Origin of the sequence: Sulfurisphaera ohwakuensis, from assembly GCF_009729055.1 — an archaeon.
Lineage (GTDB): Archaea > Thermoproteota > Thermoprotei_A > Sulfolobales > Sulfolobaceae > Sulfurisphaera > Sulfurisphaera ohwakuensis.
On the sequence record NZ_CP045484.1, the window covers coordinates 386,369 to 411,443 of the forward strand.

Here is a 25,075-nt window from a genome sequence, read left to right on the forward strand (position 1 = left end):
CCCTTTATATAATAACACATTCAAATATGGATAAAGAATTATTAAATTTCCTATTAAATGGTGAGTCTCAAAGGATTTATAAAGATGATAAATACCTCGAAATATTAAATAAACTGAGTGAAATAGATGCTAAGCTTCAATTACTTCTTAAATCTAAACCAAATAAGTCAATATGTGAACAAATACTTGATAAAACTTATGTAATAATGTCTGTATCAGAAATAGATCCGAAGCTTCATCCTTCGCTTTTCATATTAGATCTTGACGGAGAAAAAATACTAGTCACATTTAAAGATACTATAGAATTATTGAAAATGTATTTTATAATATATAAAGATCAAGCAGAGATAAAGATACCAAGGAGACTAACTCCACTTTTTGGTTTTCTAAAGAAAAATGGTTTAATATACTTAGACCATGAGGACATGACTTATAAATTTGTTTAAGAATATATTATTTCCTTAAATACTCTTTCAATAAGCTTTGGTGTAATTGCTCTTTTTATCATCTCATCAATTGCTTTTATCATTTGATCACTGTTTACTATGTCTTTAGCCGAATATTCAAGTTTACTTGAAGTAAGGATTTTTTCTCTCATTTCCATAATTAAACTAGAATAATTTTGTCCCTTTAAATAATCTGAAATTAATGTAATCTTCTGATCTAGTATTATAGTGTCATTAACTATCTTTGAAATGTATTTAATTATTTCATCCTTTCTTTCGTGCTCTTTTATTTTCTGTTCTAGTATATTCTTAAACTTATTTAGGATAACTGGGTATGTAACAAGGATAAAGTATCCTTCACCGCCTAAGTTCCATAAGCTAACTTTCTCTGCAATTTCATCTACTGAGTCTGTTAAGGCTTCTTTAATTGAATCAATTGATAGATCTAGTAATAAATTATCTAAATCTTTTTCTCCAACAAGCTTCTCCATATTCTCAGATCCTACATAAAATACGGAATACACAGATGAAGTACCATATTTCCAAGTAGAGAACGGACAAATTGTTAGCACAGCTTTTCCCTTAGAAGATATTGGATATCCCTTATATGTAGTCAAATTTAATCCGGCACATTCATCATCATTTCCTTTAATTCCTAGTTTTTTAGCCCAACAACCAGCATGAATTTTTCTTTCTTTTAATGCATCTTTTACAACTTCATATGCTAATATACCCGTATCTCCAGATAGTAAATTGTAAATGTATAATGCTTCTGGACAGAGGAAATAAATCCCTTGGGCATCTTTATTTTTCTTTAATTCCAAAATTTTACTTACCTTATCTTTAGCACCTTGAATATTCCCTCCAATAAAATCATCAAAACCGCAACAAGCATTTACTAATTCTACTCTAGGAGAAAATTCTTGAGGCAAAGAGTTTCCTTTATCTAACAAGTATGTTAAAAAACCTCTAACACCATTTATATCATATTTAGATGCACATCCTACAAAGAGTAAATACAAAGGCCTATTTCTATAAGTATTTTGAAGTTTTTTTGCTAGGTTAGAGATATCTGAAGGTAAATCTTGTATTTCTATTTTAATTTTTTCTGGAGAAATAATATTTACCCCTTCAGTAGTTAATTTACTAATTGGTATATTTACTGGGCATACTTCTTCATCTTTTACACATCCAAAGCAAGTTTCAAAATCCTTTTCCTCCATTATAAGTCTACCAATTTTCCCAACTGGAGAATATAGAGGGTTATGGGTGACTTCGTATGCTTTACAAACATTAAGGCATAATCCACAGTTAATACATTTAGTTGCCTCGTTATATATGCTAACTATGCTCTTATACTCTTTTGGTAATTTAGTCTTCTTTCCTAATTTGTTTAAAATCTCTAAATGTAATTTGTCATATTCAGAAAGTGAGGGGAAAGGTAAGAACTCTTTATTTTTCTTTAAAAATGAGAAAAGTTCGTTTAAATCATCAAACTTAATTCGTCCTAAAAATACATAGTATTTATCTGGTGAATTAAAATTTATTTTGTATCCTATAATTTTTTCAAAAAATTTTAACTGAGCTAACTTAGAATATGAAGACTCTGGAAATCTGAGCATAACTGGTATATAATCTCTTTTAAAACTCTGTATAACAATTTTATTTATATCGTTAATTAAAGAGTAAGTATCAATACTACTCCCAGAAATACCTTCCAGTTTCGCATAATTAGAAGTTAAATAAAATCTTTCTTTGTCATCTAGTATAATTGCACTCCATGCAAACTTACTTTCTTTATCACTTTCAATTACTTCTGTATAATTTGCTGTCATAACGATTGCTTCATTATCTTTAAGACTGTGAACCTCTTTCTTTCCTCTTACAAAACCAAATTTGTAACTTCCAAATCCAGACCCATTAGTTGCTATGAACCCTCCTATGCTTCCTTGCAGATATAATGGAAAAAGTACTGGTACTTTTGAATATTTCTTTAACTCGTTTATAAGTTCTTCAAATGTAAGTCCTGGTGCTACTCTATAAATAGAATAAATAGAAGAATCGGATTTGATTTCTTCTATTATATTCCCAGAAGGTAATTTTGTAGGTGAAGGAATAATTTTAGGGTTAGAATATTTTATAATGTCCCCATTCATCGAGGTAAGTCTTCCAATTACAACTTCTTTATCTTCCTTGATAAGAAGTTTTTCTATTTCTTTGATTTCAATAGTAGTCAAAGCCCTACTAAAGATTGATGCATCAGTAACTCTCATCCACAATAATTAAAAATATAAAGTAATAAATGTTTTCCTAAATAGATGACAGATATTGAAATTATCGTTCCCCTAAATATTTCTGGAATTTGGTATCCAGTTTATACTGAAGATATAAGGTATACCGGGTCTATAGGCTTATCATTGGTATTAAATCCGCCAATAATCGCTTTTCCTAAAAAAGGTGATCCGGAAATTTATTTTAATACCCAACGTGTGAATTTTCCAAATTTAAAGTATCTAAGTCTTTTAGCTAATGTAAAACTTTATATCCAATCTGAAGTACCTTTAGGTTTTGGTTACGGGCTTAGTGGTGCAATAAGTTTAGCTTATGCTCTAGCTTCTTATGAATTGTATAACATAAAATTAGAAGATGCACTTGTGGTTGCTCATGAAAGCGAAATATTTACTAATAATGGACTCGGTGATTTAATCTCCGAATATTATGGTGGAGGATTAGTTTACAGAAAGAAGCCTGGTGCTCCAGGATATGGAGAAGTAGAAAAAATTATAGTTGAATGGGAGCCAATTTGTAGTAAACCTCTATCAAAAGAATCTACAGAGAAATTAATAAAAAATAAAAATGATAATGCGCTAGTATATATAAATCAGTTTTTACATAATCCTTCTTTATTAAAGTTCTTTGAATTATCGAGGAAATTTACTGAAGAGATCGGATTTATATCCCCTTTTCCAAACTCTTTCAGAAAGAAAGGTTTAATACTTAGATTAAAAGAATGTGAAGAAGGATGGATAAAACACACACCAGCAATACATGGAGCTTACATTCGTTAATTCCAGAAAATCATCCTAGAAAAGAATCTCTCATAATAAGAGAAAAAATAGTGGATGGCTTATTAAATGGCTATGTTGCGCCCCAAGGATTAATTGCTCATGGAAGGGGAGAATGTTTTGACTATCTTATTGGAGAAAAAACTCAAGAATTTGCGATTAAAGCTATAAAAGCCGGAGTTGCTTCTCTACTGTTAGCTAAAAACCCCGTAATATCGGTAAATGGTAATATGGCAGCACTAGTACCTAACGAAATAGTAAAATTAGCGGAATTAATAAATGCAAAAATAGAAGTGAACTTGTTTTATAGAACTATTGAAAGAGAAAGGAAGATTGCTGAGATACTAAAGAAGGCTGGTGCAAAAGAGGTCTTAGGTGTTGATGAAGATGCGTCGGCTACTATTCCAGAACTTTTCAGTGAAAGAAGAAGAGTTAGTCCAAGAGGAATATACATAGCTGATGTAGTATTATTAGGATTAGAAGACGGAGATAGAACAGAAGCTTTAGTTAAAATGGGTAAGAAAGTTATTGCAATAGACTTAAACCCTATGTCAAGAACTTCTCAGAAAGCTAGTATAACTATAGTAGATAATGTGATTAGAGCATTTCCCAAAATGATTGAGATAGCTAAAGAACTAAGAAACAAAAGTAAAGAGGAATTAGAACAAATAGTGAAAAATTATAATAATAAGGAAATATTAGCTGAAAGTCTTAGATTTATAAGCAACTACCTTCTTCAGCTATCTCGAGATTTATAATGCTCTTTTCCCGGGAATCTCCCTTCTTTTACCTCTGAGATATAATCCTCTATTGCTCTTCTTATTAGTCCCCTTAAATCTATATATTTCTTTGCGAAATAAGGAGTAAAATCTGAAAGACCAAGTAAGTCATGAATAACTAAGATTTGTCCGTCACAATATGGTCCTGCTCCTATACATATCGTTGGAATATTAATGCTTTCAGTTATTTTTTTAGCTACATCTGAGTAAGTGTTTTCTATTACTATTGAAAAAGCCCCAGCTTCTTCTAGTGCTTTTGCATCTTTAACTAATTGTTCCTCTTCTTTTTCTCTTTTCCCCAAAATTCTATATCCACCTATTCTTAAGAATCTTTGTGGGGTTAATCCTATGTGACCCATAACAGGTATTCCAGCCCTTACTATAGCCCTAACAACATCTCTCACTTCTTCTCCACCTTCTAATTTTACTGCATCAGCACCATGTCTAGCAAGTAAACCAGCATTTTTTACAGCATCTTTGGTTGACGTTTCATAGCTTAAGAATGGCATATCAGCAACTATTAACTGTGGAGGCTTAGCTTTTACTACTGCGTCTAGATGAATTAACATATCTCTCATAGTCACTTTAAGTGTGTTCTCTTTTCCTAAAACTACCATTCCAAGGGAGTCCCCAACTAAGATACCATCAAGATTCGTCTGAGATATTATCTTCGCTGAGGGATAATCGTAGGCTGTTAACATTATTATTTTCTCTTTCTTTTCCTTCTTTTTCAAGAAATCCCTTATTGTAACCTTTTCCATAAATTTTCCTAGCAATAATTGATGCTAAAGTTAATATTCTCTTTATTCTTTCAGCAATTGGTAATGTTTCCTCATATTGCGAAGCTTCCTCATAAATTTCCGTTAATTTTGAAAGCTCATCAAATACCATTAACCTAAAAGTTTTCTTGTCTATCTCAGTAATAATACTTTTCTTAGACATTAAATCCAGTTTTCTTTCTATTTTTTGTGGTTCAAGAGAGTAAAATTTTATTTTAATAAGCTCTATTTTGGGATCTCCTTCTTTATTTTTGTTTAAGATAGTCTCTACTTGTTCCTTATCGATGAACTTCCACCAGTGTTGATTACTGCTTTTATATGTGGTTTCTAATATACCATAATCCTTTTCAAGAGCCCTTAAAATCATTTTAGGGTCATAAGAATAACCTAATTGTGAAAGTTTATCTACAACGTCCTTATAACTAAAATCTCCTAATTCTGGCTTATTGTTTTCATATGAGCAATCTAAAGCAGCTTGAAGTATAATCCTTCCTTTCTCTCCGAACTTCAGTAAGAACTCTAATGTTCTGTCGCTAACATTACCAGTTACCACATATAACTTACTTCGAATGATTTTTTATTCTAATATTTCGAAAAACATGGTATAATGAACGAAGAAATTGCTATCAGTGTTATCAATCTTAGAAAAAAGTTCGGTAATTTTTGGGCCTTAAAAGATGTTAACTTTACGGTAAAAAAGGGGGAAGTATTTGGTTTAATTGGCCCTAATGGTGCTGGTAAAACTACTACACTTAGGGTAGTTGCAGGTATAATTAAGAGCTACGAAGGTATCGTAAAAGTATTTGGTTTAGATCCTGTAAAAGCTAAAAATAACGGATATATCTCCTATATGCCAGAAGATGCGTTCCCATATGAAAAACTTACTGGAATAGAAAATTTACAGTTTTTTGCTGAACTTTACAGTCGTGGTGATAAGAGGAAAACTCAAGAATTCGTTGAATTAGGCATAAAAATAGCTAATTTAGGGGATAAAATATACCAGCCAACCTCAACATATAGTAGGGGAATGAAAAGAAGGCTTATTATTGCCAGAACGTTAATGGTGATGCCTAAATTAGCAATCCTTGACGAACCCACGTCAGCACTTGATGTTGACTCTGCTGTAAGGGTAAGAAATACAATAGTTGAAATGTCGAAAAAATACGGAATTACGATTATTTTGTCTTCTCATAATATGTTAGAGGTTCAATATATGTGTGATAATATAGCCATGATAAATGATGGAAAAACAATTATTTCTGGTAGTCCGAATGATATCATTGAAAAGTTAAAGGTTAAAAACCTTGAAGAAGCTTTCATGAAGGTGATTTCAAATGCTTAAAACATTTATAAATAAAGAATTATTAGAAATTAGAAGAGACAAAAAACTATTACTCTCTTCCATCTTATTACCCTTCATACTTTTACCTTTAATTGGCGTAATACTATATGCATCAGTTTCTGCTCAACCTCCAGTTATAGCAGTTATAAATAATAATTCTGCAAACACTCCTTATGTCAATATAGTTACTAGTTACATTAAACATAATGGCGGAATCGTGATAACAAATAGTACTCAAAATGCTGATGTAGTTATAGTTTTTCCAAATGAATTTTATCAAAATATAAGTAACATATCTCGTCAAGCCTTTGTTTACTTTTACGTACTAATTTCATCAAATCAAAACGCTCTTGACATTGCAAATAATGCTTTATATACTTTATTACTTAATATATCAAATCAAAGAATCGAATATTTGAAAAACTTAGCTCATGTAAATGTTACTCCTTCTTCTATCAGGAATCCGATATATGTGGTTTTAGGTTATCGCTCAATAACTGGAAAAGTTGTTTCATCTGGAGTTAGCCAATTAGCTAGTTTTGCCAGGATTATTGCATTAGTGTTATTTCCTAGTGCTACACCAGTGGTCTTCTATCTATTAGAAGGAATAACCGGGGAACGGGAGAGAAAGACATTAGAATCCTTACTTGCAACCCCACTATCAATAAGGTCTTTTATCATTTCAAAATTATTTGTAGCAATAATTTTAGGAATTTTCTCTTCTTTAGGCGATATTGTAGGAACATTCTTCTTTATATCACTCTCATCTTATGCATTTAATATTTCAGTGTCTCTTACTTTTTCATTTCTTATAATCATAGTATTAGTCTATTTAATTTCTATTCTGTTAACTGGGGCATTGAGTTTAATATTCTTATTTATATTTGGAGGTTCTACTAGAAATATTCAGATAATTAATTTTATAATAATATCCTTTGGGATGATAGCTTCATTTGTAGCACTCTTTATAAATCCAAGCCAATTAACATTTCCATTAACAGCAATATATGGTATTCCTTATGTTCAATTAAGCCTTGGATTACTCCTATATGTATTCGGATCAATACAAGATTCCATATTCTCTCTCTTGGCAACAATGATTGTATCTGTATTTCTAATATTACTGGTATCTAGATACTTTAATTCCGAGAGGCTTCTCTTAAAATAAAAAATATAAATTTGTATTGACAACTATAATATATGCCGGTAAAAGCGTATATATTAGTTGTAACCGCTTTTGGAAAAGAAACAGATGTGGCTAATTCAATAAAAAGAATAAACGGTGTAAAAGAAGCTAATCCAGTATATGGAGAATACGATGTAGTAGCAGAAATTGTTACAGATAGTTTAGATGAGCTAAATAAGGTAATTTCTCAAATTAGAAAAGACCCATCTATTCTAAGAACTGTAACTCTAATTGTAATGTAAATCAGAACGAGGAAATTTTTCCTCATTTTTTATATTCAGTACGTCCCTGCAACATCATAAACATAGAATTAGGGGACCCACCTATGCTCATTTAGCTCTCGGGACACGAGAGCATAATCACATAGGCCCAAATTAACTTTTTTCATCTTTACTAATAACTTCAACTTCTTCTTCTTCACTTTCTTTCTCTAGCAATCTTTGAACTAATTCTTCAACAAGAGCATCAAGTTGGGCAACTTTTGCCTCTAAATAGGCAACACTTTCTTCCAATTTTTCATATCTATCATCCTTCTCCTCTCTGTCCTCTTTATCCCTTTCTTCTAACCCTTGTCTAATATAGAACTTTACTAAGTCAGTAATCTGTACTCCAAGCTCCTCTGCTTTTCTTTTTAGTTCTTCATAAAGTGACTCTGGTAAAGATAAGTGTATAGTAGGCAATGTGTATACTCCTCATGATAAAAATATATAAGTACAAATATTTATATCTTCATCATCATATACTCCTCTTGAAAGCATAAGATGGAAATACCGCTCCAGAAAATACTTAAACCTTAGTATGAAGAATATTAATATCGGATAAAAGATGAGAGTTGTAACATTTAAAGTAGAAGAAGATTTATTGGAACTATTAGATAGGTATGCAATAAGGTATGGTTTAAATAGATCAGAAGCTATCAGAAAAGCTATTGAAAGCCTGGTTAAAACAGAAATAGATAAAGAAACAGTGCCAGTTGCAAAGGTTGAAAAAGTTAGACTTTAAAAATAAGTATAGATCCCTTTTCAATACTATTTTCGTCAACTTCTTTTTCTCTTATTTCTATAGTTTTTCTATTTATAACTTCTAAGAAGTTATCTAAAGGGTCTAATGGCATAAAATGTCCTTTAATCCAGTAATGCATTGGAATTGTTATTTTAGGATTTAGTTTATCTATTATTTCTTTTGCTTCCAAGGCATTTATTGTTATAACTCCTCCTACTGGGATCATCAATATATCTGGATTCTTTATCTTCTCAAGGATTTGATCATCTGGCATATGGCCAATATCGCCCATATGAACAATCAGTTTTCCATTAGGGTTTACAATCCTGTAAATAGCAGTTTCTCCTCTTCTTTTTCCTTTTTCCTTATCATGATATGCTTTTAATCCTTCAATAGTATACGAAGCATAATTAAATTCTCCATAATATTTAATTTTTACATCTTTATGAGGAATTATTTCATAAGCATTATGGTCATAATGATTATGAGTTATGAGAATTAAATCAGCTTTAGTTTCAGGTCTGGGTAAGCCTATACTTCCTCCATCATGGGGATCTAAAAGTATTTTATTATCTAGAAGAAAAGAAGAATGATAGAAAAACTTTATCATACTTTAATCTTTTTGCTACTTACTTTAATAGCTATCTCTTTAGCAACATCAACATTTACCTTTTGACCATTTTCAGCAAGTTTCTTTATTTCATTTAATACTTCTCTTAACTCTTGATCATCTAAGTAAATTCCTTGTTCCTCAAGAAGTTTTTTCAGACCATGTATACCACTATGTTTTCCTAGTGCTAATCTTCTGAAATTACCTACCTCCTCTGGAGATATTGGCTCGTATGTCAATGGGTTCTCGATAACTCCGTGAACATGGATGCCAGCTTCATGACCAAATGCATTTTCTCCTACTATTGCTTTAAAATAGGGAACAGGAACGCCAGTTAACTCTGATACAAGTCTGCTTGTTTCGTATAACTTGTATGTTTTGATATTAACCTCATATCCCAAAAGTTTTTTCAGTGCCATCACTACTTCTTCTAATGATGCATTTCCGGCTCTCTCTCCAATTCCATTCACAGTTACATGAACTTGTCTTGCTCCAGCCATTACTCCAGCAATTGAGTTAGCTGTTGCTAAACCAAAATCATTATGGCAGTGTACACTTACGATTTTATCTTTAGTTACAGAAACAACATCTTTGATTAAATCATGAAACTTGAAGGGATGCATAACTCCAACAGTATCTGGTATATTTATTCTATCTGCCCCAGCCTCAATAGCAGTACTTACAGCTTTTAATAAGAAATCCTTATCAGTTCTTGTAGCATCTTCTGGGGAATATTCAACTATTAAGCCATGATCTTTAGCATATCTAACTGATTCATAAATTTTATCTAGCACTTGTTCCCTTGTCATTTTTAGTTTATATTTCAGATGTATATCAGAAGTAGCAATGAACACATGGATGCTTGATATGCCAGTATCTATGGTCTTATCTATATCTTGCTTATTAGCTCTTGATAATCCTATAACCTCAACTTGATCTCCAACTTCTTCTAAGATTTTCTTAGTGGCTATAAATTCTCCCTCAGAAGCTGCAGGAAAACCAGCTTCTATTACATCAACTCCTAGTTCTGCCAATTTTCTTGCTATCTTAACTTTTTGTTCGACTGTTAAATCTATACCCGGAGCTTGCTCGCCATCTCTTAATGTTGTATCAAATATTCTAACTTTTTTTGAATTAACCGAGAATTGACATCCCAAACTATCTGTTACTTAAAAAATTATAAATCTTTGCTTAAAACTTGTTCGATTATCTGTTTAGCTATTTTTAGTTTGTTTCTTTTAACCCAGTTAGCTGGTAAATTTTGTTCATAATAAGGTTTTGAATATTTTCCTACATAACCAGAGTCAAAGTCCATTCCATAAAGTACAATTTCTTTAGCTTTGAAGAGTTTTGCTAAAATTACAGCTCTATCTCCATCAGTAAATCCACCGAATAAATGAATATTTCCAAAAGGGAAAACTTGTGCCGAACCTATTACAATTTTCATATTGTTTATCTTGTACAATTTGCTAATATTATCACCATGTGCATGAACTACGTAAATTGATTCTTCTGGAAACACAGAAATTCCATCTAAATCAGTTACAATTATATCTGGGATGATTCCATGTTCATATAAGTAGTTGGTTGCTCCATCTGCTGAAATAACTAAATCTTCACTAATTTTATTTACAGATACTAGATTAGGACCAGCACCTACAACTGCTACTCTTTTATCTCTAATAATGTTAAGTTTCTCTACGAAATCATTTTTTATTTTCATGTTTAATAGTAATGCAGAATAGTAATCATCTTTATAAGAATAGCCAAAGTATGCCCTTATTTTTGAATAAAAATTTAACCAGTAGTAAGGATCTTGAAATATACTACATCACCTTCGTCTTTTATAATCTCAATTTTAAAGTTGTTCTTAACACATTGAAAATAAGGGTTATTTTTAGATATTTTGTAGATAATATGTTCATTAGGAAAAAGTGCATCAATTACATTTGAACCGCAGATCTCTTTATCCAAATCAACTATGAAACTCATCAAATACATTATTAGCAAGTTCAAATATTTCTTCTAATTCCTTTATCAGTCCTTTTGCTTCAAAATTTCTTATAATCACAGAATCCTTAAATGACGATTCATCAAGTAAAGTTAAAGGATATAGTTTTTCCTCCATGAGTTGAAGCTTTCTAACTAAAGCTATTTCTTTTTCTTCTGTTAACTTTGAAAGAATTAAGTTAAGTTTCTGTGACGTATGTTCTTCTAGTGAATAGTAACCATAAAGTGCTAATAGTGCTTTACTTAAATTCTCTACAAAATTGTAAGAGTTATCTAAGGTACCTACTAAATCTCCTTCTTCTAATGAAGTTTTAGCTTGTTTTAAATATCTAAAAGCTTTACTTAGATATTCGGATGATAACGCGCTATTATTCATAATTCGATCACCTCACCCTTATTTATTTCACCCATTTTTAAAACACGATTAATATTAACTATATTAATTTTTCTTGCTTCTTTTTCTATTAATTTTTCCTTATCAAATATAGTCTTTCCATTAGTTAGTAAATACAAGACTATTGGGTTATGGAAAGATAGTTCTGAAGGATCAAGAATTATAAAATAAAGAAGAGGTCTTTGTCCGTATTTTTTTACATATTCAAAATAATTTTCTAATTGCTCAATCTTTTTTATGAAATATTCAGCTATTTCCTCCCTAGCATAAAATGAAATTTTGTGCACTTTTTCTAAGATTAATAGAATTAAAAGAGCCTTTTTCTCGTCCAAAGTGTCTATAGCTTCTCCTCCTATTACTATACCTTTCAAATTCTCTCCATAATGGTCAAGTATTTTTTCACTTAAACTCTGAACTAGATTAAGTAAGGACTTCATGCTTATTATTTACAACTACAAAAATTAAGTTTGTGTATGAGTTGATATCCGAATATTTGAAGTATCCACCTTATGAAGTTTTACCCATACTAGAGTTAAGAATACCGTGTAGTACTCAATGCATATCTAACTCTATATATAAACAGTTACTGGAAATAGAGGCATTTAAATCGCAATTAGAAGTAATAGATAGCCTTAAAGATTTAATAAAGTATAAAATAGAGAATCTAATTGATGAAGTCTCAGCTAGAATATCTAATAGGGAGAACGTAGATATTAATTCATTAACTTATTCCGTGTATAAGATTATAGAATTTGGTGGCGATTACCAAATAGGGTATGATAATATAGTTTTTGAAAATAAGAAAATATTTGCTGGTAGTTTTAATGAAATTATGAGATTAAACAAAGAGATAGAAAAAATTCTAACCGATAAGGACGTAAGATCATTATGTGATGAGATTAAATATTTGGTTGAATCTCTGTGGGAACATTTTGACAAGAACATAAGGAGGTCATTAAATGAAAGTCAAAGTAGGACTTGAAGGATTTTCTTTTGATTCAGCTCATTATACTTTATCCTCAGAAGGAAATCAACAAATTCATGGACATACATATAGGGTTTCTATTGAAGTTGAGGGTGAGTCAATAGATGAAAATACGGGATTTGTTATAGACTTTGATATTTTAAAGAAGATAATAAATGATATAGTAAAAGATTGGGATCATAAATTAATAATTCCTTCTGAAGATCTTAATCAAATATACTTTAAAGGTCCGTTTAAGCTAGACATAAAGGTCATTCCATATAAATATCCCACGGCAGAATATATCGGATTAGAAATAGCTAAAAGTATATATGAAAAATTACAGAAAAAGTATAAAATTACAGTAAAAATATATGAAGGAGAAAACAATTATGCTATAATTGAGTATCCATGATTATTTTATTATAAATCGAAGGCCAATATTATCAATAATTTTACAATTCTCGTCCTTTACTTTTGAAAAACAGATTTTACCATTATCAAAAGAAAAGCATCCATAAGGATTTTTTAGAAACTTATCCAGCTCAAATTCTTCTCCCTTATCACTTTCTTTAAAGCAACCTTCCAACTCAACTCTTTCCAAAACAGAGTTAATACTTATAATAACTCCACCATATAGAAGGGCAAAGCATTCAGCAAGACTGAGGTCTTTACACGATTCCTCAATATTAAAGGTCTTCTTTAGTCTTTCAAGGAATTCACTTCTTGTTATAAGAGGGTAAGTTGATATTAGTATATTTATGTTATTTTTTCTTAGTCGTATTATTGTTGGAGTCGATGATATTATATCCACGCACAAATAAAGGTTCGTCTTGTATATAATTTTTATCTAGCTTAAACGCTAATTCAGCCTTAGCTAATTCATATCCTATATACAAACTATGCTCATTATTAATATCCTTCTTCAATTCTATTAATTTTCTACCTATACTAAGCCCATCTGTTCCAGATATCTTAATATTTTCTTTTCCCTTCCATTCGAGATAGATTTTATCAGCCACTTTTATGACTACAAATCCTTTATCCATGTTTTTAGGTTCTATATGTTCATTAATAAACAAATAATCTTCTGGGTTTCTAATTTTCTCTTTTATCCTCTTTTTATCTTTTAATATTAGAAGATCTAAACCTAGATCTTTTGGTAAACTTTTTTTATGTAGGGATACGCTAATCATTTTAGTAGCTATGTTTACTTCATAAGAACTCCAACGAGTCTTACCGTGTTCCATTATCAGTAAGTTTCCAATTTTGAGCTCACCAGCTATTGCTGTCAATAATGCATTAACACCTATACTATCTACATCTATTAGCTCAGTAACATTAAGTATTCCCATTAGCATAGGAGCATCTGTAAGGTCTCTTAATTTTTTGTATTCAAAAATACTATCAACTAGTCCAACCATTGGTGGCGAGAGGATAGGGTCTAATATCAGTTTCTCAAATCCTATCTCCTTTGCTTTCCTATATAGATTAAAAGTAACATTAGCTCTATTTTCAATAGAAAGAGGTGCAACTACGAATGCTTTATCTTTTATTACGGCGAGTTCATTTATATTATCCTCATTAAGATTAAATATAAAATCTGCACCAGCTTTTGCTCCCTCAATAAGCTCTTTAGTTGAGGCTGAATCTATACCAACAATATATCCTTCCTCTCTGAATTTAGTAACTTTCTTTCTTACCTCATCTAAATCCTCATGACCATTAGGAAATCCTAATACGATCACATTAACGTAATTTGATACTCTTTTAGCTTCTCCTAGAAGAAACTCTATGTCTTTGCTTGCATCAAACTCTATAAATATTCTAAATGGAGGAGGATATCTAGGTATTTTTAATCCATCTATCTCAAATGCAAAATCGCCTTTTTCTTCTAATTCCCTTAAGATCTTTTCTATGTCCTCCTCTTTCTTTTTCTTTAGTATAGTATCAGCTGGATAAATCGTAGATAAAGTTTCACCTTTTGAGAGAGCTTCTATTACTCTAGGAATATCCCTATAGTCTTCACTACCTTTATACGTTTTAACCTTTGTTACTTCTTGTATTTTTTGTGCATCACCACTAGCTAAACCAGGAATGATAATGTAATCGTAATCCTTAAGTGATATATTCTTTAAGTTTTCTGCTATATAATCTACTGTCATTAACGAAGCAATGGGGTAATTAAGTGCAATAACATCAGCTTTTACATCTTTCAATTGACTTGCAATTTCTTTTACGCTCTCATATGCTAATTTTCCGGTTACTAGTAACACTTTCACATACTATCTTTCTTAATTTAGGATTAAAAATACCGTTATTAGAAACTCTTTTATTTACTTTAACACATAATATTAGTGATGAGTCTTTTACCTAGAGCATTTGATGTAAAGCCAGGAGAGAAGTTTGATGTGGTTATAATTGGTATGGGTCCTGCTGCATATAGTGCAGCATTATACAGTGCAAGGTTTATGCTAAAGACTTTAATGATAGGTGAAACACCTGGAGGACAATTAACGGAAGCGGGTGAAGTTGATGATTATTTAGGTTTAATTGGAATTCAAGCTGCTGATATGATAAAACTATTCAATAAGCACATAGAAAAATATAACGTCCCTGCAATTATGGATACGGTTGAATACTTTAGAAAAGAAAATAACGAATTTATAGTTAAAACTAAAAGAAGAGGAGAGTTCAGAGCTGATGTAATAATAGTTGCAGTAGGCGTAAAGAGAAGAAAACTAAACGTGCCTGGAGAAGCTGAATTTACCGGTAAAGGTGTTTCTTATTGTTCAGTATGTGATGCTCCGTTATTTAAGAACAGACCAGTTGTTGTTGTTGGAGGAGGAGACTCCGCGTTGGAAGGAGCTGAAATTCTTTCTCGCTACGCAACTAAAGTATATCTTGTGCATAGAAGAGACGAATTTAAAGCACAGCCAATTTATGTAGAGAGTGTCAAGCAAAAGCCAAATGTTGAGTTTATTTTAAATTCAGTAGTTAAAGAAATTAAAGGTGATAAAATAGTTAGAAAAGTAATCGTTCAGAATTTAAAGACTAATGAAATTAGAGAGCTTGATGTTAATGGAGTATTTGTTGAAATTGGTTTCGATCCGCCAACAGATTTTGCTAGGCAAAATGGCCTAGAAGTAGATTCGCATGGATATATCAAAGTAGACGAATGGATGAGAACTAATATAGAAGGTGTATATGCTGCTGGTGATTGTACTGGGATGTGGTTAGGTTTTAGGCAAATTATAACTTCAGCTGCACAAGGCGCGGTAGCTGCACATAGTGCTTTTAATTATTTAACAGAGAAAAAGAGGAAAAAGTAATGCGAGAGGTTTTAGTAAAGATTACAAAGGAAATAATTTCTTTTCTATATGAAGAAAAAGATAAACAAGGTATTGATAAAATCATAGGAAAACATGGAAATGATGTTACTAGGGTTATTGATAAGAAATCAGAAGAATTGATTTTCGATAGGCTTAATCATTCTGGATATAAATTTATGTTCGTCTCAGAGGAAGCTGGTGTGGTTAATAAAGAAAACTATGAGTATATAGCTATTATTGATCCTTTAGACGGAAGTACAAATTACCTAAATGGAATTCCTTGGTCTTCAGTATCTATAGCAGTCTATAGAAGAGGAGAAAAAGATATTTTGTCCTCTTTTACTGGTGTAGTAGGTAATATATTCACTAAAAAGATATATTCATATGATGAAAATTTTTCATATGTTGATGAAGAAAAAATTAGTACTCCTCATCCACCAGACAGACTTCTGATTTTAGCATATTTTTCAAGGTCAAGGCTTTTATCTGTAAAGAACTTTCTTGATTCATTAAATGCTGATTATAAAATAAGAAGTTTAGGGAGTGCCTCATTAGATATGATTTTAGTGTGTACTGGTAAAGCATCTATTTATTTTGATGTTAGGGGAAAATTAAGAAATGTTGATGTTGCAGCTTCTTCTAACTTCTGTAAAAGGCTTGGAATAATCCCTAGGAACTCAAGATTAGAAGAAATAAGAGTAGGAATAGAAAAAGTAGAACAAATCCAGGAAATTATTCTTTCTTCAGATCAGAACTTGTTGAATTTAATTGCTCTTTCTTTACAGAAGGCTTAACTTTTGCAATAGCTTCTAATAAGTCTTCATAAGTCAATTTTCTTTCTTTGTTTCCCCTTATTATTTCCTTTAAGACTTTCAGTTTTGCTTCTCTTGTTACAGCAGCTATATCAGCTCCGCTGTAACCCTCAGTAATGTCAGCCAATTTATCGCAATTCACTTGTTCACATATATCTTTACCTAAGTATTTTTCAAATATATCTTTTCTTTCATCTTTATTAGGTAATGGCATATAAATTATTCTATCAAATCTGCCTGGTCTTTTTAATGCTGGATCGATATCTTCTAATCTATTTGTAGTTCCTATAACCACTACTTCCTTCAAACTTCTGATTCCGTCCATTTCAGTTAGAAGTTGGTTAACTATTTTTGAAGCCTCTGACTTTTGGTTTTCACGTTTAGGAGCAATAGCGTCAAGTTCATCTAATAGTAAGATGGAAGGTTTATTCTCTCTAGCTCTGTTAAATACTTCTTTAACTGCTGAAACAGCACCTTCATATCCCTTATAAAGAATTTCTGCTCCACTTAGCATAATTAATCTAACGCCTAACGTTCTTGCTAGTGCTTTAGCCATCATTGTTTTACCTACACCTGGAGGTCCGTAAAGTAAAATTCCTCTAATTGATGGAATCTTCATTTGTTCCATTAAATTATAGTACTTGAATTGCATTTCTAGCAAATCATATAATTCTTTCTTTATCTCCTCATATCCTCCTATATCATTTAAGGTTATTTTTTCAGCATCTTCTGATTCAGGTAACTCAGGTCCTCTGAACTTTCTCTCGTAATCTAGCCTAAACTTCTCATATTCATCAAGCATTTGTAAAGTTACACTTGGTTTATATCTCTTAATTACGTTTGCGAAATCTTGTAGTGTTATTTTTCTTTCTACTCCCTTTTCTAATGCCTCTACAGCAGCCATTCTAGCAACTTCCTGGCATACATTTGCTATATCGGCTCCAGTGAATCTTTCTGTCATTTCGGCTAATTTATCAAAGTCAACATCTTCACCTAAAGGCATATTCTTACAATGAATGAGAAATATCTCTTTTCTAGATTTTTTATCAGGCACACCAATATAAATTAGTTTATCAAATCTACCTGCCCTTAAGAGTGCTTTATCTAAAAGATGTGGAACGTTAGTAGAACCAACAATAATAACCCCATCTTCGCTTTGTAATCCATCTATCTCTGACAGCATCAGAGAAAGCAATCTAGGCGTGACAGAATCTCCAGTATGACTTTCTCTTTTAACTCCTATAGTGTCTATTTCATCAAAAAATAATATGCATGGTGCGTTTTTCCTAGCATTCGCAAACAATTCTCTAAGTCTAGCTTCACTTTCACCGTACCATTTGCTCATGATATCGCTTACATTAACATAAATAAAGTTAATTTTTGCCTCATTTGCTAGTGCTCTCATCATTAAGCTCTTACCACAACCAGGTGGACCAAATAGTAAAATCCCTTTCGGAGGTCTCAATCCATATTTCTTAGCTATTTCCTTATACTTCAGTGGAATCTCTATATATTCTTTAATTTCTTTTTTTACATCATCATATCCACCGATCATATCCCATGTAATTTTTTCTTTAACTTCTTCTTTCTTTTTCTGAGACTTTTGTTGTATTTGTAGAGCTTTGTCTGATAATATGAACTTTTGAGTCTGTTTTCTGAATAGGAGAACTAGGAGGATTATTGTAATTCCAACAGCACCAAGAACCTCTATTAATGGAATAAATTGAGTAACTCCCATGTTCAAAAAACATTATGAATTTGCAAATATTTAAATTATAGTCAATGTTTTATGTCTTTCAAAATCTCCATAGAGGCATTATATCCTGGTGCTCCAGTAACACCACCACCTGGATGAGTCCCAGATCCACACAGATACAGATTCTTTATTGGAGTCCTATAATTAGAATATCCTATCAGAGGTCTAAAGAAGTATAATTGGTCTGGTGTCATATCAAGATGAAATATATTTCCTTCCCATATTCCAAATCTTCTTTCAATATCTAGAGGCGTTAATATTTCGTATTTAATTGGCTTAAAATTAGGTGCAAATTCTCTAACTTTTTCAATACTGATTTCTGCTATCTTATCTTTAATCTTATCAAGATCTTTACTATAAGGTACATATTGGCCGAAAATTGTGAAGACAAACTTCCCTTGAGGTGCTAACGTAGGATCTACAGTTGATGGGATGTTAATTGATAACCATGGTTCTCTGGAATAGCCCAAATTTTTTGCATCTAAATATGCTTTTTCTACGTAACTTATAGAGGGTATAATTAGTTCTGAAGCTATATGTTCTGGTCTTAATGATTTTCCATTCCCAAAATCTGGGAGTTCTTCTATGTATCCGTTTATCTTAAATGATACACCTATAGTCTTAAGTGCATTTACTTTTCTAATGAATTCTTCATCTAATTCAGCATTTCTAAGTAATTTAAGAAATGTAGTCTTAGGATCAGCATTAGAAAGAACTATTTTACTCTCTATTATTTTTCCGTTTTTTAATTTTATTCCTTTAGCCTCATCATTTTTAACAATTATCTCATCAACTTCGGAGTTAAGAAAAATTTCTGCACCATAATATTCTGCAACCCTCCTAAGAGCATTGGATACATTTCCCATTCCTCCTTCCACATAACCCCAAGCTCCTTTAACTCCGTTAACCTCTCCGAAATTATGATGAAGTAATACATAAGCCGTACCAGGAGTAGAGGGAGAAGCGTAAGTTCCTACAACAGAATCTTCTATCAAGGCTGATTTTACTTCTTCACTTTCGAAGAATTCATCTAGGAATGACTTCCCGTCCTGGAAAAACATCCTCGCAATAGTCAATGCTGTGTTTTCGTCCACGTTTAAACCTTTAAATAATTTAAGTAATTCTTCTGCTTCAGAGAGGTTTATTGGTTTATTTAATATTAAGAAATCTGCTATCTCTGAGAAAATTTCCAGAATTTTTACGAATTTTTCATAAGACTGGGCATCTTTTTTTGAAAACTTCTCAATTTCTTTTATTGTTTTCTTAGTTGAAGTCCAAATAGTTATGCTCTTGCTCTTTCCAAAAGGGACAAACAGACTTGGGTCTTTTAAATATACCTTCAGCCCGAAATCATATAGTCTTAGATCGTCGATTATCTTTTTTCTAAATAAGCTAAAGACATATGATGCTGTGGAAACTTTAATTCCAGGCCATAATTCTTCAGTTACTGCTGCACCACCTATAACGTTTCTTCTTTCAAATACTGCAACTTTTAAACCTTCTTTCGCTAAGTAGGATGCTGCAACTAAACCATTATGACCTCCACCTATAATTACTACATCGTAAATTCTATTCACCTCTTTTAATTCTAAATACTATTGCTAGTATAGCACCCAATACAGATAAACCTACTGCTGTATACGCGAAAACCAATAACATTTCTGTTGGGTTCATTTAGGATAACTTAATTAACTTAAATAAAACTTTAGTGGTATGAATTTTATTTACCCAGATTATATGAGGAATAGTATTTATAATCTTGCCTGTGGTATAGCTGATTTTCTTGGAGCAAAGAGGGAATGTAGGGGAAATAAGATAAATATTTCTGGTAAAAAATTGGCATTAATTCTTCTTGACGGACTAGGTTACAACATGTTGAAATCTGTAGGTCTTGAAAGTGAAAACAAGATAACTACTGTTTTTCCTTCAACTACATCAACAGTATTAACCACATTATTTACAGCACAATTACCTGGTGAACATGGAATTTTAGGCTATAATACTTTGTCTAAGAGGCTAGGAGGAATAGCTAATGCTCTCAGATTCACTTATCCAGCAATTGGAAATAGGGATACTGTAACTGAAAATATCAAGTTTTCGAGTGCATTTCCAAATGTTAAAAGCTACTTAACTGAAGTAAAAGATAAAAAGACCGCGGAAGTCATACCCAAAGGTATTGATAATACTGAATTTACATTAGCAACCCATGGGAAAGTATCTACAACAAAAACGTATGTAACATATTGGGATGCGCTATACGAATTTTCTAATATACTTCAAGATTACGATTTTGTTTATTTTTACATACCAGATATAGATACTTTAGCTCATAAGTATGGTCCTTCATCTTTACCAGTAAAGCAAGCTATAAAGGAAATTTTTGAAGGAGTTAGACAAATAGCTTTGCATCACCAAGATTATATATTCGTTATTACAGCCGATCATGGTCATGTTGAAGCATCTTCCCATATACTGTTAAACCAAGATACTGAACTTCTAGATATGTTATATTTGCCCCCATATGGGGATTCAAGAGCTTTATTTTTCTTAACAAAATTTGATTTAAAGACATATCTCTATCACAAGTACCCTGAATTAAAAGTTTTTGAAAAAGTTGATTTTGAAAGGCTTGTAGGAGCAGAAAATATAAATGCTGATTTTATAGCTGTACCCTCGGATAACAAAGCGTATATATACTCCTTTAAAGATCAAACAGATGATTACGCAAAATTAAAAGGTCATCATGGTGGTTTATCTGAAGACGAAATGTATGTTCCTCTGGTGATACTAAATGGTTGAATATTATGTACCTAAATGGGAAGAAATAGAAGAAGGGATTTTAGATGTTGTAGAGAAAATGGTTAATGATGACTTTGTGCCTGATGTTATTGTTGCTATCTTAACTGGTGGAGTAATACCAGCTAAATTAGTCGCAGACGCATTAGGGATTAGAAATATAAAATACATAGATATAAAATTCTATAAAGGAGTTGAATCTAGAGAAAGAAAACCAGTAATAAAAGCTGTTTATGTAGATAACTTAGAAAATAAGAAGGTTCTAATAATAGATGACGTAGCAGATACTGGTGAAACATTAGATGCTGTAGGTAACATCATAACTATGTATAATCCTTCTCTTATTAGATCAGCTACGGTATATGTGAAACCTTGGTCTAGGAAATATCCTGATTATTATTATAAAATATTAGATAAATGGATCATTTTTCCATGGGATAAATGGGAAGTAGTAAGAGAAAACACAAATGCACCAATAGATAAAAAGGAAAAATATTTTGATATTTTGAGAAAACTTAGAAAATAGATGGTTCCCTATATTCTCCCCATATTTCTCTTAAAGTCCCACTAATTTCTCCTACTGTTGCACCAGCTTTTATAGCGTTTAAAATGTATGGGAATAAGTTTTCATTTTCTTTTTCTGCAGCTTTCCTTAACATATTTAGTGAATCTCTCCACTTCATTTCATCCCTCTCGCTTCTATATTTCTTTAATCTCTCTAGAACTCTATTCCTTACTTCTGGATTAACCCTAAATACTTCAGTAGTTCCAATCCAATCTGGTTCATAAAACATATTTACACCTACTTTAACCATTTCTCCGCTTTCAATTTTCTTTTGAATCCTATAAGCACTTTCAGCAATTTCTGCTTGTGGATAACCTTTTTCAATAGCCTTCATCATGCCCCCCATACTCTCAATTTTTTCAATTATTTTCCATGCTTTCTCCTCAATTTCATCTGTTAGGGCTTCAATGTAATAAGATCCAGCTAATGGGTCTATTGTGTCAGCAGCACCACTCTCATACGCAATAATTTGCTGAACTCTTATAGCAATCTTAGCCGCTTTCTCACTTGGCAGAGCTAAGGCTTCATCATAGGAATTTACGTGTAAGCTTTGGGTTCCTCCTAGTACAGCAGCTAAAGCTTGCAAAGTAGTTCTAATAATATTTATTTCTGGCTGTTGTGCAGTTAACTCGGCACCGCCAGTTTGTGTGTGGAATCTTAACATCATTGATTCTGGTTTTTTAGCACCAAACCATTCTTTCATTATTTTGGCCCACATTCTCCTTGCCGCCCTAAACTTTGCCACTTCTTCAAAAATGTTAGTATATCCAGCGAAGAAGAATGAGAGTTTAGGCGCAAATTCATCTACTGGAATTCCTCTTTCCATTGTCTTTCTTACATACTCAATTCCATCTGCTAGTGTAAATGCTACCTCAAGTATCGCATCAGCACCAGCTTCTCTAATGTGATATCCACTAATACTTATTGGATACCACTTTGGTATGTTTTTAGCTGAATATTCTATTAAATCTATTGCATATCTCATAGACGGTTCTGGCGGATATATAAAGTTTTTCCTCGCTATATATTCTTTTAGAATATCGTTCTGAACTGTTCCATCTAAAACTTTCTTGTCAATTCCTCTTGCTTCAGCTGTAGCTACATACATTGAAAGCAATTCTATTGCTGTGGCATTGATTGTCATTGACGTAGTTACCTTATCTAAAGGTATGCCACTCATCACTATATCCATTTCTTTCCAATGGAACATTGAAACTCCAACAACACCAACTTCTGTAAACGCTAAGATATGATCAGGATCTAATCCTAACTGTGTTGGTAAATCAAATGCCATACTTAAACCAGTTTGTCCTGCTTGTAGTAATTTTCTAAATCTTTCATTTGTGTCTTCAGCGGATCCAAATCCTGCATATTGTCTAATTGTCCATAATCTTCCCCTATACATTGTAGGGTAAATTCCTCTGGTAAAGGGATATTCACCTGGAAAACCTATTTTTTCGGCATAAGAACCTTTAAGGTCTAATGGTGTGTATAATCTCTTAACTTCAATTCCCGAGGGAGTAGAAAATGATTGTTTTCTTTCAGGTCTTTTGCTCAACCATGGCTTTAGAACTTTTTCCTCCCACTGCTGGTAACTTTCTTTAATTTTCTCCTCAGTATCCAAATCTAAATCCCGCATTTATATATGTTTAAACACTTAAAACTTTTGCTTTTTTAAACAAACTTTTAAGTCAAAAATGTAAAAATACAATTGATGGAGACACAAAATATAGATCATATAGGTATTGCTGTGGAAAATATAGAGGAAGCAATAAAATTTTATACTGAAAAGTTGGGAATGAAGGTTGTACATAGAGAAGTGCTGGAGGACAGAGGCTTAAAGGTTGCATTTTTAACTGGTAAAGAAGGCGAAACAGCAATAGAATTATTAGAACCTATTAACCATGAAGATATGAATAATACTGTAGCTAAATTCATTAAAAATAGGGGTCAAGGTTTACATCATTTAGCTATAAAAGTTGAAAACATAGAGTCTTCACTTAAGGAGTTAGAATCTCAAGGAATTCAGTTAGTTGATAAAAAGCCAAGACCTGGTGCTAGAGGGCATTTAGTTGCGTTTGTTCACCCTAAGAGTGTGATGGGTGTTTTACTGGAGTTAGTTCAGCCGAGAGAATAAATGATTTTTTTAACTTCAGTTTGATATATATTATTGGGATCAACAATGTCAAGGAAATATAGAGATCCTTTCGATTTATTTGATGAACTTTTTAGAGAAATAGAGGAGGAATTTGAGAGATTTGAAAGAGAGTTTATGAGATTAGGTAGTGAAGAAGGTGCTAAAGTTTACGGTCCTTACGTTTATGGATTTAGAATAACAGTAGGGCCAGACGGAAAACCAAAAATTGAAGAATTTGGAAACGTAAGGAATTTTAAGGGGAAACCTATAGTAAGTGAAGAAAGAGAACCATTAGTTGATGTTATAGAGAAAAATGATGAAGTTAGAGTGATAGCTGAAGTACCTGGCGTGAATAAAGATCAGATTAAAGTAAAAATTTCTGGAAATAAGTTGATCATACAAGCACAAGGTGAAGATAGAAAGTATTATAAAGAGGTAGAATTACCTACTGAGGTTGATGATAAAAGTGCTAAAGCTACGTATAATAATGGTGTATTACAAGTAATTTTGAAGAAGAAACAGCAACAAGAAGCTGGTACCGAAATTAAGGTTGAGTAGAATTATCTAGTTTTTTTATAACTACTTTTTCGCTTTGAATAAAGCTTAATCCACTAGGATCTTCTATGATCAATGTAAATGGTTTTTTACCCTCTTTTGCTTCAAATATATCTTTACACGTTTTTTCATTACACTCATTTATTTGATCTATAATGATTTCTAATATACCTTCCACGGTTGTTATAATTCCTTGATAAGCAGAGCCAGCTGTTATCTCAACACCTAACTCTGGAATTATTATGCTAGCAAACGCTGATCTATATACGATAGTATTTAGATCGTTTTCTGTCTCAATTTTATATTCTAACTTTATAGGAGTTAGTGTTTCGAAAGGTTTTACATCTCTTACTCTGAACCCACAATTTTCACACTCCCAAACTGATAATTCTAACTTGCCTACCTTAGGAGCCTCATAAACGTACTCTTTAATTACTAGAGTCTCTTTATGGCATACCGGGCAAATGTGTTTTCCTTCATATAGTAATTTAGGCTCACTCATTTATCTTCAATTATAAAATTTAAACCCTAGTACAAATTATTTA

At 31.9% G+C, this 25,075-nt stretch carries 31 protein-coding genes; 15 read left to right on the forward strand and 16 right to left on the reverse strand.

Annotation, left to right across the window (positions count from 1 at the left end):
• Positions 1–26 precede the first annotated feature (26 nt).
• Positions 27–446 carry a hypothetical protein gene (locus D1869_RS02450; protein WP_156013759.1) on the forward strand — a complete coding sequence of 140 codons (420 nt, stop codon included), beginning with the start codon at positions 27–29 and terminating at the stop codon, positions 444–446.
• On the opposite strand, the gene D1869_RS02455 is transcribed toward D1869_RS02450, so the two are convergent.
• Complete coding sequence (locus D1869_RS02455) at positions 443–2,719, reverse strand: 4Fe-4S dicluster domain-containing protein (protein WP_156013760.1); 2,277 nt, start codon at positions 2,717–2,719, stop codon at positions 443–445. The two genes, D1869_RS02450 and D1869_RS02455, sit on opposite strands and share 4 nt — an antisense overlap.
• 45 nt (positions 2,720–2,764) lie before the next feature.
• On the opposite strand from D1869_RS02455, the gene D1869_RS02460 reads away from it, so the two are divergent.
• Both D1869_RS02460 and D1869_RS02465 read left to right on the forward strand, forming a co-directional pair.
• Positions 2,765–3,514, forward strand: coding sequence for a pantoate kinase (locus D1869_RS02460; protein ID WP_156013761.1), 750 nt, complete (start codon positions 2,765–2,767; stop codon positions 3,512–3,514).
• Positions 3,469–4,269, forward strand: coding sequence for a 4-phosphopantoate--beta-alanine ligase (locus D1869_RS02465; protein ID WP_156013762.1), 801 nt, complete (start codon positions 3,469–3,471; stop codon positions 4,267–4,269). Before D1869_RS02460 ends, D1869_RS02465 begins: the two co-directional genes overlap by 46 nt.
• On the opposite strand, the gene panB is transcribed toward D1869_RS02465, so the two are convergent.
• Both panB and D1869_RS02475 read right to left on the reverse strand, forming a co-directional pair.
• Entirely contained in the window at positions 4,248–5,051 is an 804-nt protein-coding gene (gene panB, locus D1869_RS02470) for a 3-methyl-2-oxobutanoate hydroxymethyltransferase (protein ID WP_156013763.1), read from the reverse strand. The two genes, D1869_RS02465 and panB, sit on opposite strands and share 22 nt — an antisense overlap.
• The gene (locus D1869_RS02475; protein WP_156013764.1) at positions 4,936–5,622 is read right to left on the reverse strand and encodes a hypothetical protein; all 687 of its coding nucleotides are present in this window, start codon (positions 5,620–5,622) and stop codon (positions 4,936–4,938) included. The genes panB and D1869_RS02475 overlap by 116 nt, the downstream gene beginning before the upstream one ends.
• Before the next feature lie 54 nt (positions 5,623–5,676).
• On the opposite strand from D1869_RS02475, the gene D1869_RS02480 reads away from it, so the two are divergent.
• The 3 genes from D1869_RS02480 to D1869_RS02490 are packed head-to-tail and all read left to right on the forward strand — an operon-like array spanning position 5,677 to position 7,839.
• Positions 5,677–6,411, forward strand: coding sequence for an ABC transporter ATP-binding protein (locus D1869_RS02480; RefSeq protein ID WP_156013765.1), 735 nt, complete (start codon positions 5,677–5,679; stop codon positions 6,409–6,411).
• Positions 6,404–7,579: an ABC transporter permease gene (locus tag D1869_RS02485; protein ID WP_156013766.1), complete on the forward strand. Its 1,176-nt coding sequence runs from the start codon at positions 6,404–6,406 to the stop codon at positions 7,577–7,579. The genes D1869_RS02480 and D1869_RS02485 overlap by 8 nt, the downstream gene beginning before the upstream one ends.
• A 32-nt stretch (positions 7,580–7,611) precedes the next feature.
• Positions 7,612–7,839: an Lrp/AsnC ligand binding domain-containing protein gene (locus D1869_RS02490; RefSeq protein ID WP_156013767.1), complete on the forward strand. Its 228-nt coding sequence runs from the start codon at positions 7,612–7,614 to the stop codon at positions 7,837–7,839.
• A gap of 132 nt (positions 7,840–7,971) precedes the next feature.
• Here the strand turns inward: D1869_RS02490 and D1869_RS02495 are convergent, their stop codons facing one another.
• The gene (locus D1869_RS02495) at positions 7,972–8,277 is read right to left on the reverse strand and encodes a hypothetical protein (RefSeq protein WP_156013768.1); all 306 of its coding nucleotides are present in this window, start codon (positions 8,275–8,277) and stop codon (positions 7,972–7,974) included.
• A gap of 145 nt (positions 8,278–8,422) precedes the next feature.
• Between D1869_RS02495 and D1869_RS02500 the strand changes: the two genes are divergently transcribed.
• Positions 8,423–8,599: an aCcr1 family cell cycle regulator gene (locus D1869_RS02500; protein WP_010978515.1), complete on the forward strand. Its 177-nt coding sequence runs from the start codon at positions 8,423–8,425 to the stop codon at positions 8,597–8,599.
• On the opposite strand, the gene D1869_RS02505 is transcribed toward D1869_RS02500, so the two are convergent.
• The 6 genes from D1869_RS02505 to D1869_RS02530 form a co-directional block, all read right to left on the reverse strand.
• Positions 8,589–9,209, reverse strand: a complete 621-nt coding sequence (locus tag D1869_RS02505) for an MBL fold metallo-hydrolase (RefSeq protein ID WP_156013769.1) — start codon at positions 9,207–9,209, stop codon at positions 8,589–8,591. The two genes, D1869_RS02500 and D1869_RS02505, sit on opposite strands and share 11 nt — an antisense overlap.
• Complete coding sequence (locus tag D1869_RS02510; RefSeq protein WP_156013770.1) at positions 9,206–10,366, reverse strand: isopropylmalate synthase; 1,161 nt, start codon at positions 10,364–10,366, stop codon at positions 9,206–9,208. Before D1869_RS02510 ends, D1869_RS02505 begins: the two co-directional genes overlap by 4 nt.
• A 20-nt stretch (positions 10,367–10,386) precedes the next feature.
• Entirely contained in the window at positions 10,387–10,932 is a 546-nt protein-coding gene (locus D1869_RS02515; RefSeq protein WP_221267042.1) for a 6-hydroxymethylpterin diphosphokinase MptE-like protein, read from the reverse strand.
• 74 nt (positions 10,933–11,006) lie between these two features.
• Positions 11,007–11,201, reverse strand: a complete 195-nt coding sequence (locus tag D1869_RS02520) for a hypothetical protein (protein ID WP_156013772.1) — start codon at positions 11,199–11,201, stop codon at positions 11,007–11,009.
• On the reverse strand, positions 11,185–11,595 hold the full coding sequence (locus D1869_RS02525; RefSeq protein ID WP_156013773.1) for a HEPN domain-containing protein: 411 nt from the start codon (positions 11,593–11,595) through the stop codon (positions 11,185–11,187). Before D1869_RS02525 ends, D1869_RS02520 begins: the two co-directional genes overlap by 17 nt.
• Positions 11,592–12,050, reverse strand: coding sequence for a hypothetical protein (locus D1869_RS02530; protein WP_156013774.1), 459 nt, complete (start codon positions 12,048–12,050; stop codon positions 11,592–11,594). The genes D1869_RS02525 and D1869_RS02530 overlap by 4 nt, the downstream gene beginning before the upstream one ends.
• 32 nt (positions 12,051–12,082) lie before the next feature.
• Here D1869_RS02530 and D1869_RS02535 point away from each other — a divergent pair, with 32 nt between their 5' ends.
• Together D1869_RS02535 and D1869_RS02540 are read left to right on the forward strand one after the other, a co-directional pair.
• Positions 12,083–12,595, forward strand: a complete 513-nt coding sequence (locus D1869_RS02535) for a hypothetical protein (protein ID WP_156013775.1) — start codon at positions 12,083–12,085, stop codon at positions 12,593–12,595.
• Positions 12,573–12,992, forward strand: a complete 420-nt coding sequence (locus D1869_RS02540; protein ID WP_156013776.1) for a 6-pyruvoyl trahydropterin synthase family protein — start codon at positions 12,573–12,575, stop codon at positions 12,990–12,992. Before D1869_RS02535 ends, D1869_RS02540 begins: the two co-directional genes overlap by 23 nt.
• On the opposite strand, the gene D1869_RS02545 is transcribed toward D1869_RS02540, so the two are convergent.
• Complete coding sequence (locus D1869_RS02545) at positions 12,993–13,391, reverse strand: hypothetical protein (RefSeq protein WP_156013777.1); 399 nt, start codon at positions 13,389–13,391, stop codon at positions 12,993–12,995.
• Positions 13,342–14,859: a dihydropteroate synthase-like protein gene (locus tag D1869_RS02550; protein ID WP_156013778.1), complete on the reverse strand. Its 1,518-nt coding sequence runs from the start codon at positions 14,857–14,859 to the stop codon at positions 13,342–13,344. The genes D1869_RS02545 and D1869_RS02550 overlap by 50 nt, the downstream gene beginning before the upstream one ends.
• Before the next feature lie 78 nt (positions 14,860–14,937).
• Here D1869_RS02550 and trxB point away from each other — a divergent pair, with 78 nt between their 5' ends.
• Entirely contained in the window at positions 14,938–15,909 is a 972-nt protein-coding gene (gene trxB, locus D1869_RS02555) for a thioredoxin-disulfide reductase (protein WP_156013779.1), read from the forward strand.
• Entirely contained in the window at positions 15,909–16,703 is a 795-nt protein-coding gene (locus D1869_RS02560; RefSeq protein ID WP_156013780.1) for an inositol monophosphatase family protein, read from the forward strand. Before trxB ends, D1869_RS02560 begins: the two co-directional genes overlap by 1 nt.
• On the opposite strand, the gene D1869_RS02565 is transcribed toward D1869_RS02560, so the two are convergent.
• Positions 16,642–18,459, reverse strand: coding sequence for an AAA family ATPase (locus D1869_RS02565; RefSeq protein WP_156013781.1), 1,818 nt, complete (start codon positions 18,457–18,459; stop codon positions 16,642–16,644). The genes D1869_RS02560 and D1869_RS02565 overlap by 62 nt on opposite strands.
• A gap of 41 nt (positions 18,460–18,500) precedes the next feature.
• The gene (locus tag D1869_RS02570) at positions 18,501–20,045 is read right to left on the reverse strand and encodes a phytoene desaturase family protein (RefSeq protein WP_156015885.1); all 1,545 of its coding nucleotides are present in this window, start codon (positions 20,043–20,045) and stop codon (positions 18,501–18,503) included.
• A gap of 145 nt (positions 20,046–20,190) precedes the next feature.
• Here D1869_RS02570 and D1869_RS02575 point away from each other — a divergent pair, with 145 nt between their 5' ends.
• Together D1869_RS02575 and D1869_RS02580 are read left to right on the forward strand one after the other, a co-directional pair.
• Positions 20,191–21,276 (forward strand): alkaline phosphatase family protein, encoded by a 1,086-nt coding sequence (locus D1869_RS02575; RefSeq protein ID WP_156013782.1) that lies wholly within the window; start codon positions 20,191–20,193, stop codon positions 21,274–21,276.
• Positions 21,269–21,799, forward strand: coding sequence for a phosphoribosyltransferase (locus tag D1869_RS02580; protein ID WP_156013783.1), 531 nt, complete (start codon positions 21,269–21,271; stop codon positions 21,797–21,799). Before D1869_RS02575 ends, D1869_RS02580 begins: the two co-directional genes overlap by 8 nt.
• On the opposite strand, the gene D1869_RS02585 is transcribed toward D1869_RS02580, so the two are convergent.
• Positions 21,789–23,462: an acyl-CoA mutase large subunit family protein gene (locus tag D1869_RS02585; RefSeq protein WP_156013784.1), complete on the reverse strand. Its 1,674-nt coding sequence runs from the start codon at positions 23,460–23,462 to the stop codon at positions 21,789–21,791. The genes D1869_RS02580 and D1869_RS02585 overlap by 11 nt on opposite strands.
• A gap of 90 nt (positions 23,463–23,552) precedes the next feature.
• Here D1869_RS02585 and mce point away from each other — a divergent pair, with 90 nt between their 5' ends.
• Complete coding sequence (mce, locus tag D1869_RS02590) at positions 23,553–23,975, forward strand: methylmalonyl-CoA epimerase (RefSeq protein WP_156013785.1); 423 nt, start codon at positions 23,553–23,555, stop codon at positions 23,973–23,975.
• A gap of 45 nt (positions 23,976–24,020) precedes the next feature.
• A complete protein-coding gene (gene hsp20, locus D1869_RS02595) occupies positions 24,021–24,533 on the forward strand; it encodes an archaeal heat shock protein Hsp20 (protein WP_156013786.1) in 513 nt (170 codons plus the stop codon).
• Here hsp20 and D1869_RS02600 read toward each other — a convergent pair.
• Positions 24,520–25,032 (reverse strand): ZPR1 zinc finger domain-containing protein, encoded by a 513-nt coding sequence (locus tag D1869_RS02600; protein WP_156013787.1) that lies wholly within the window; start codon positions 25,030–25,032, stop codon positions 24,520–24,522. The genes hsp20 and D1869_RS02600 overlap by 14 nt on opposite strands.
• Positions 25,033–25,075: the final 43 nt, after the last annotated feature.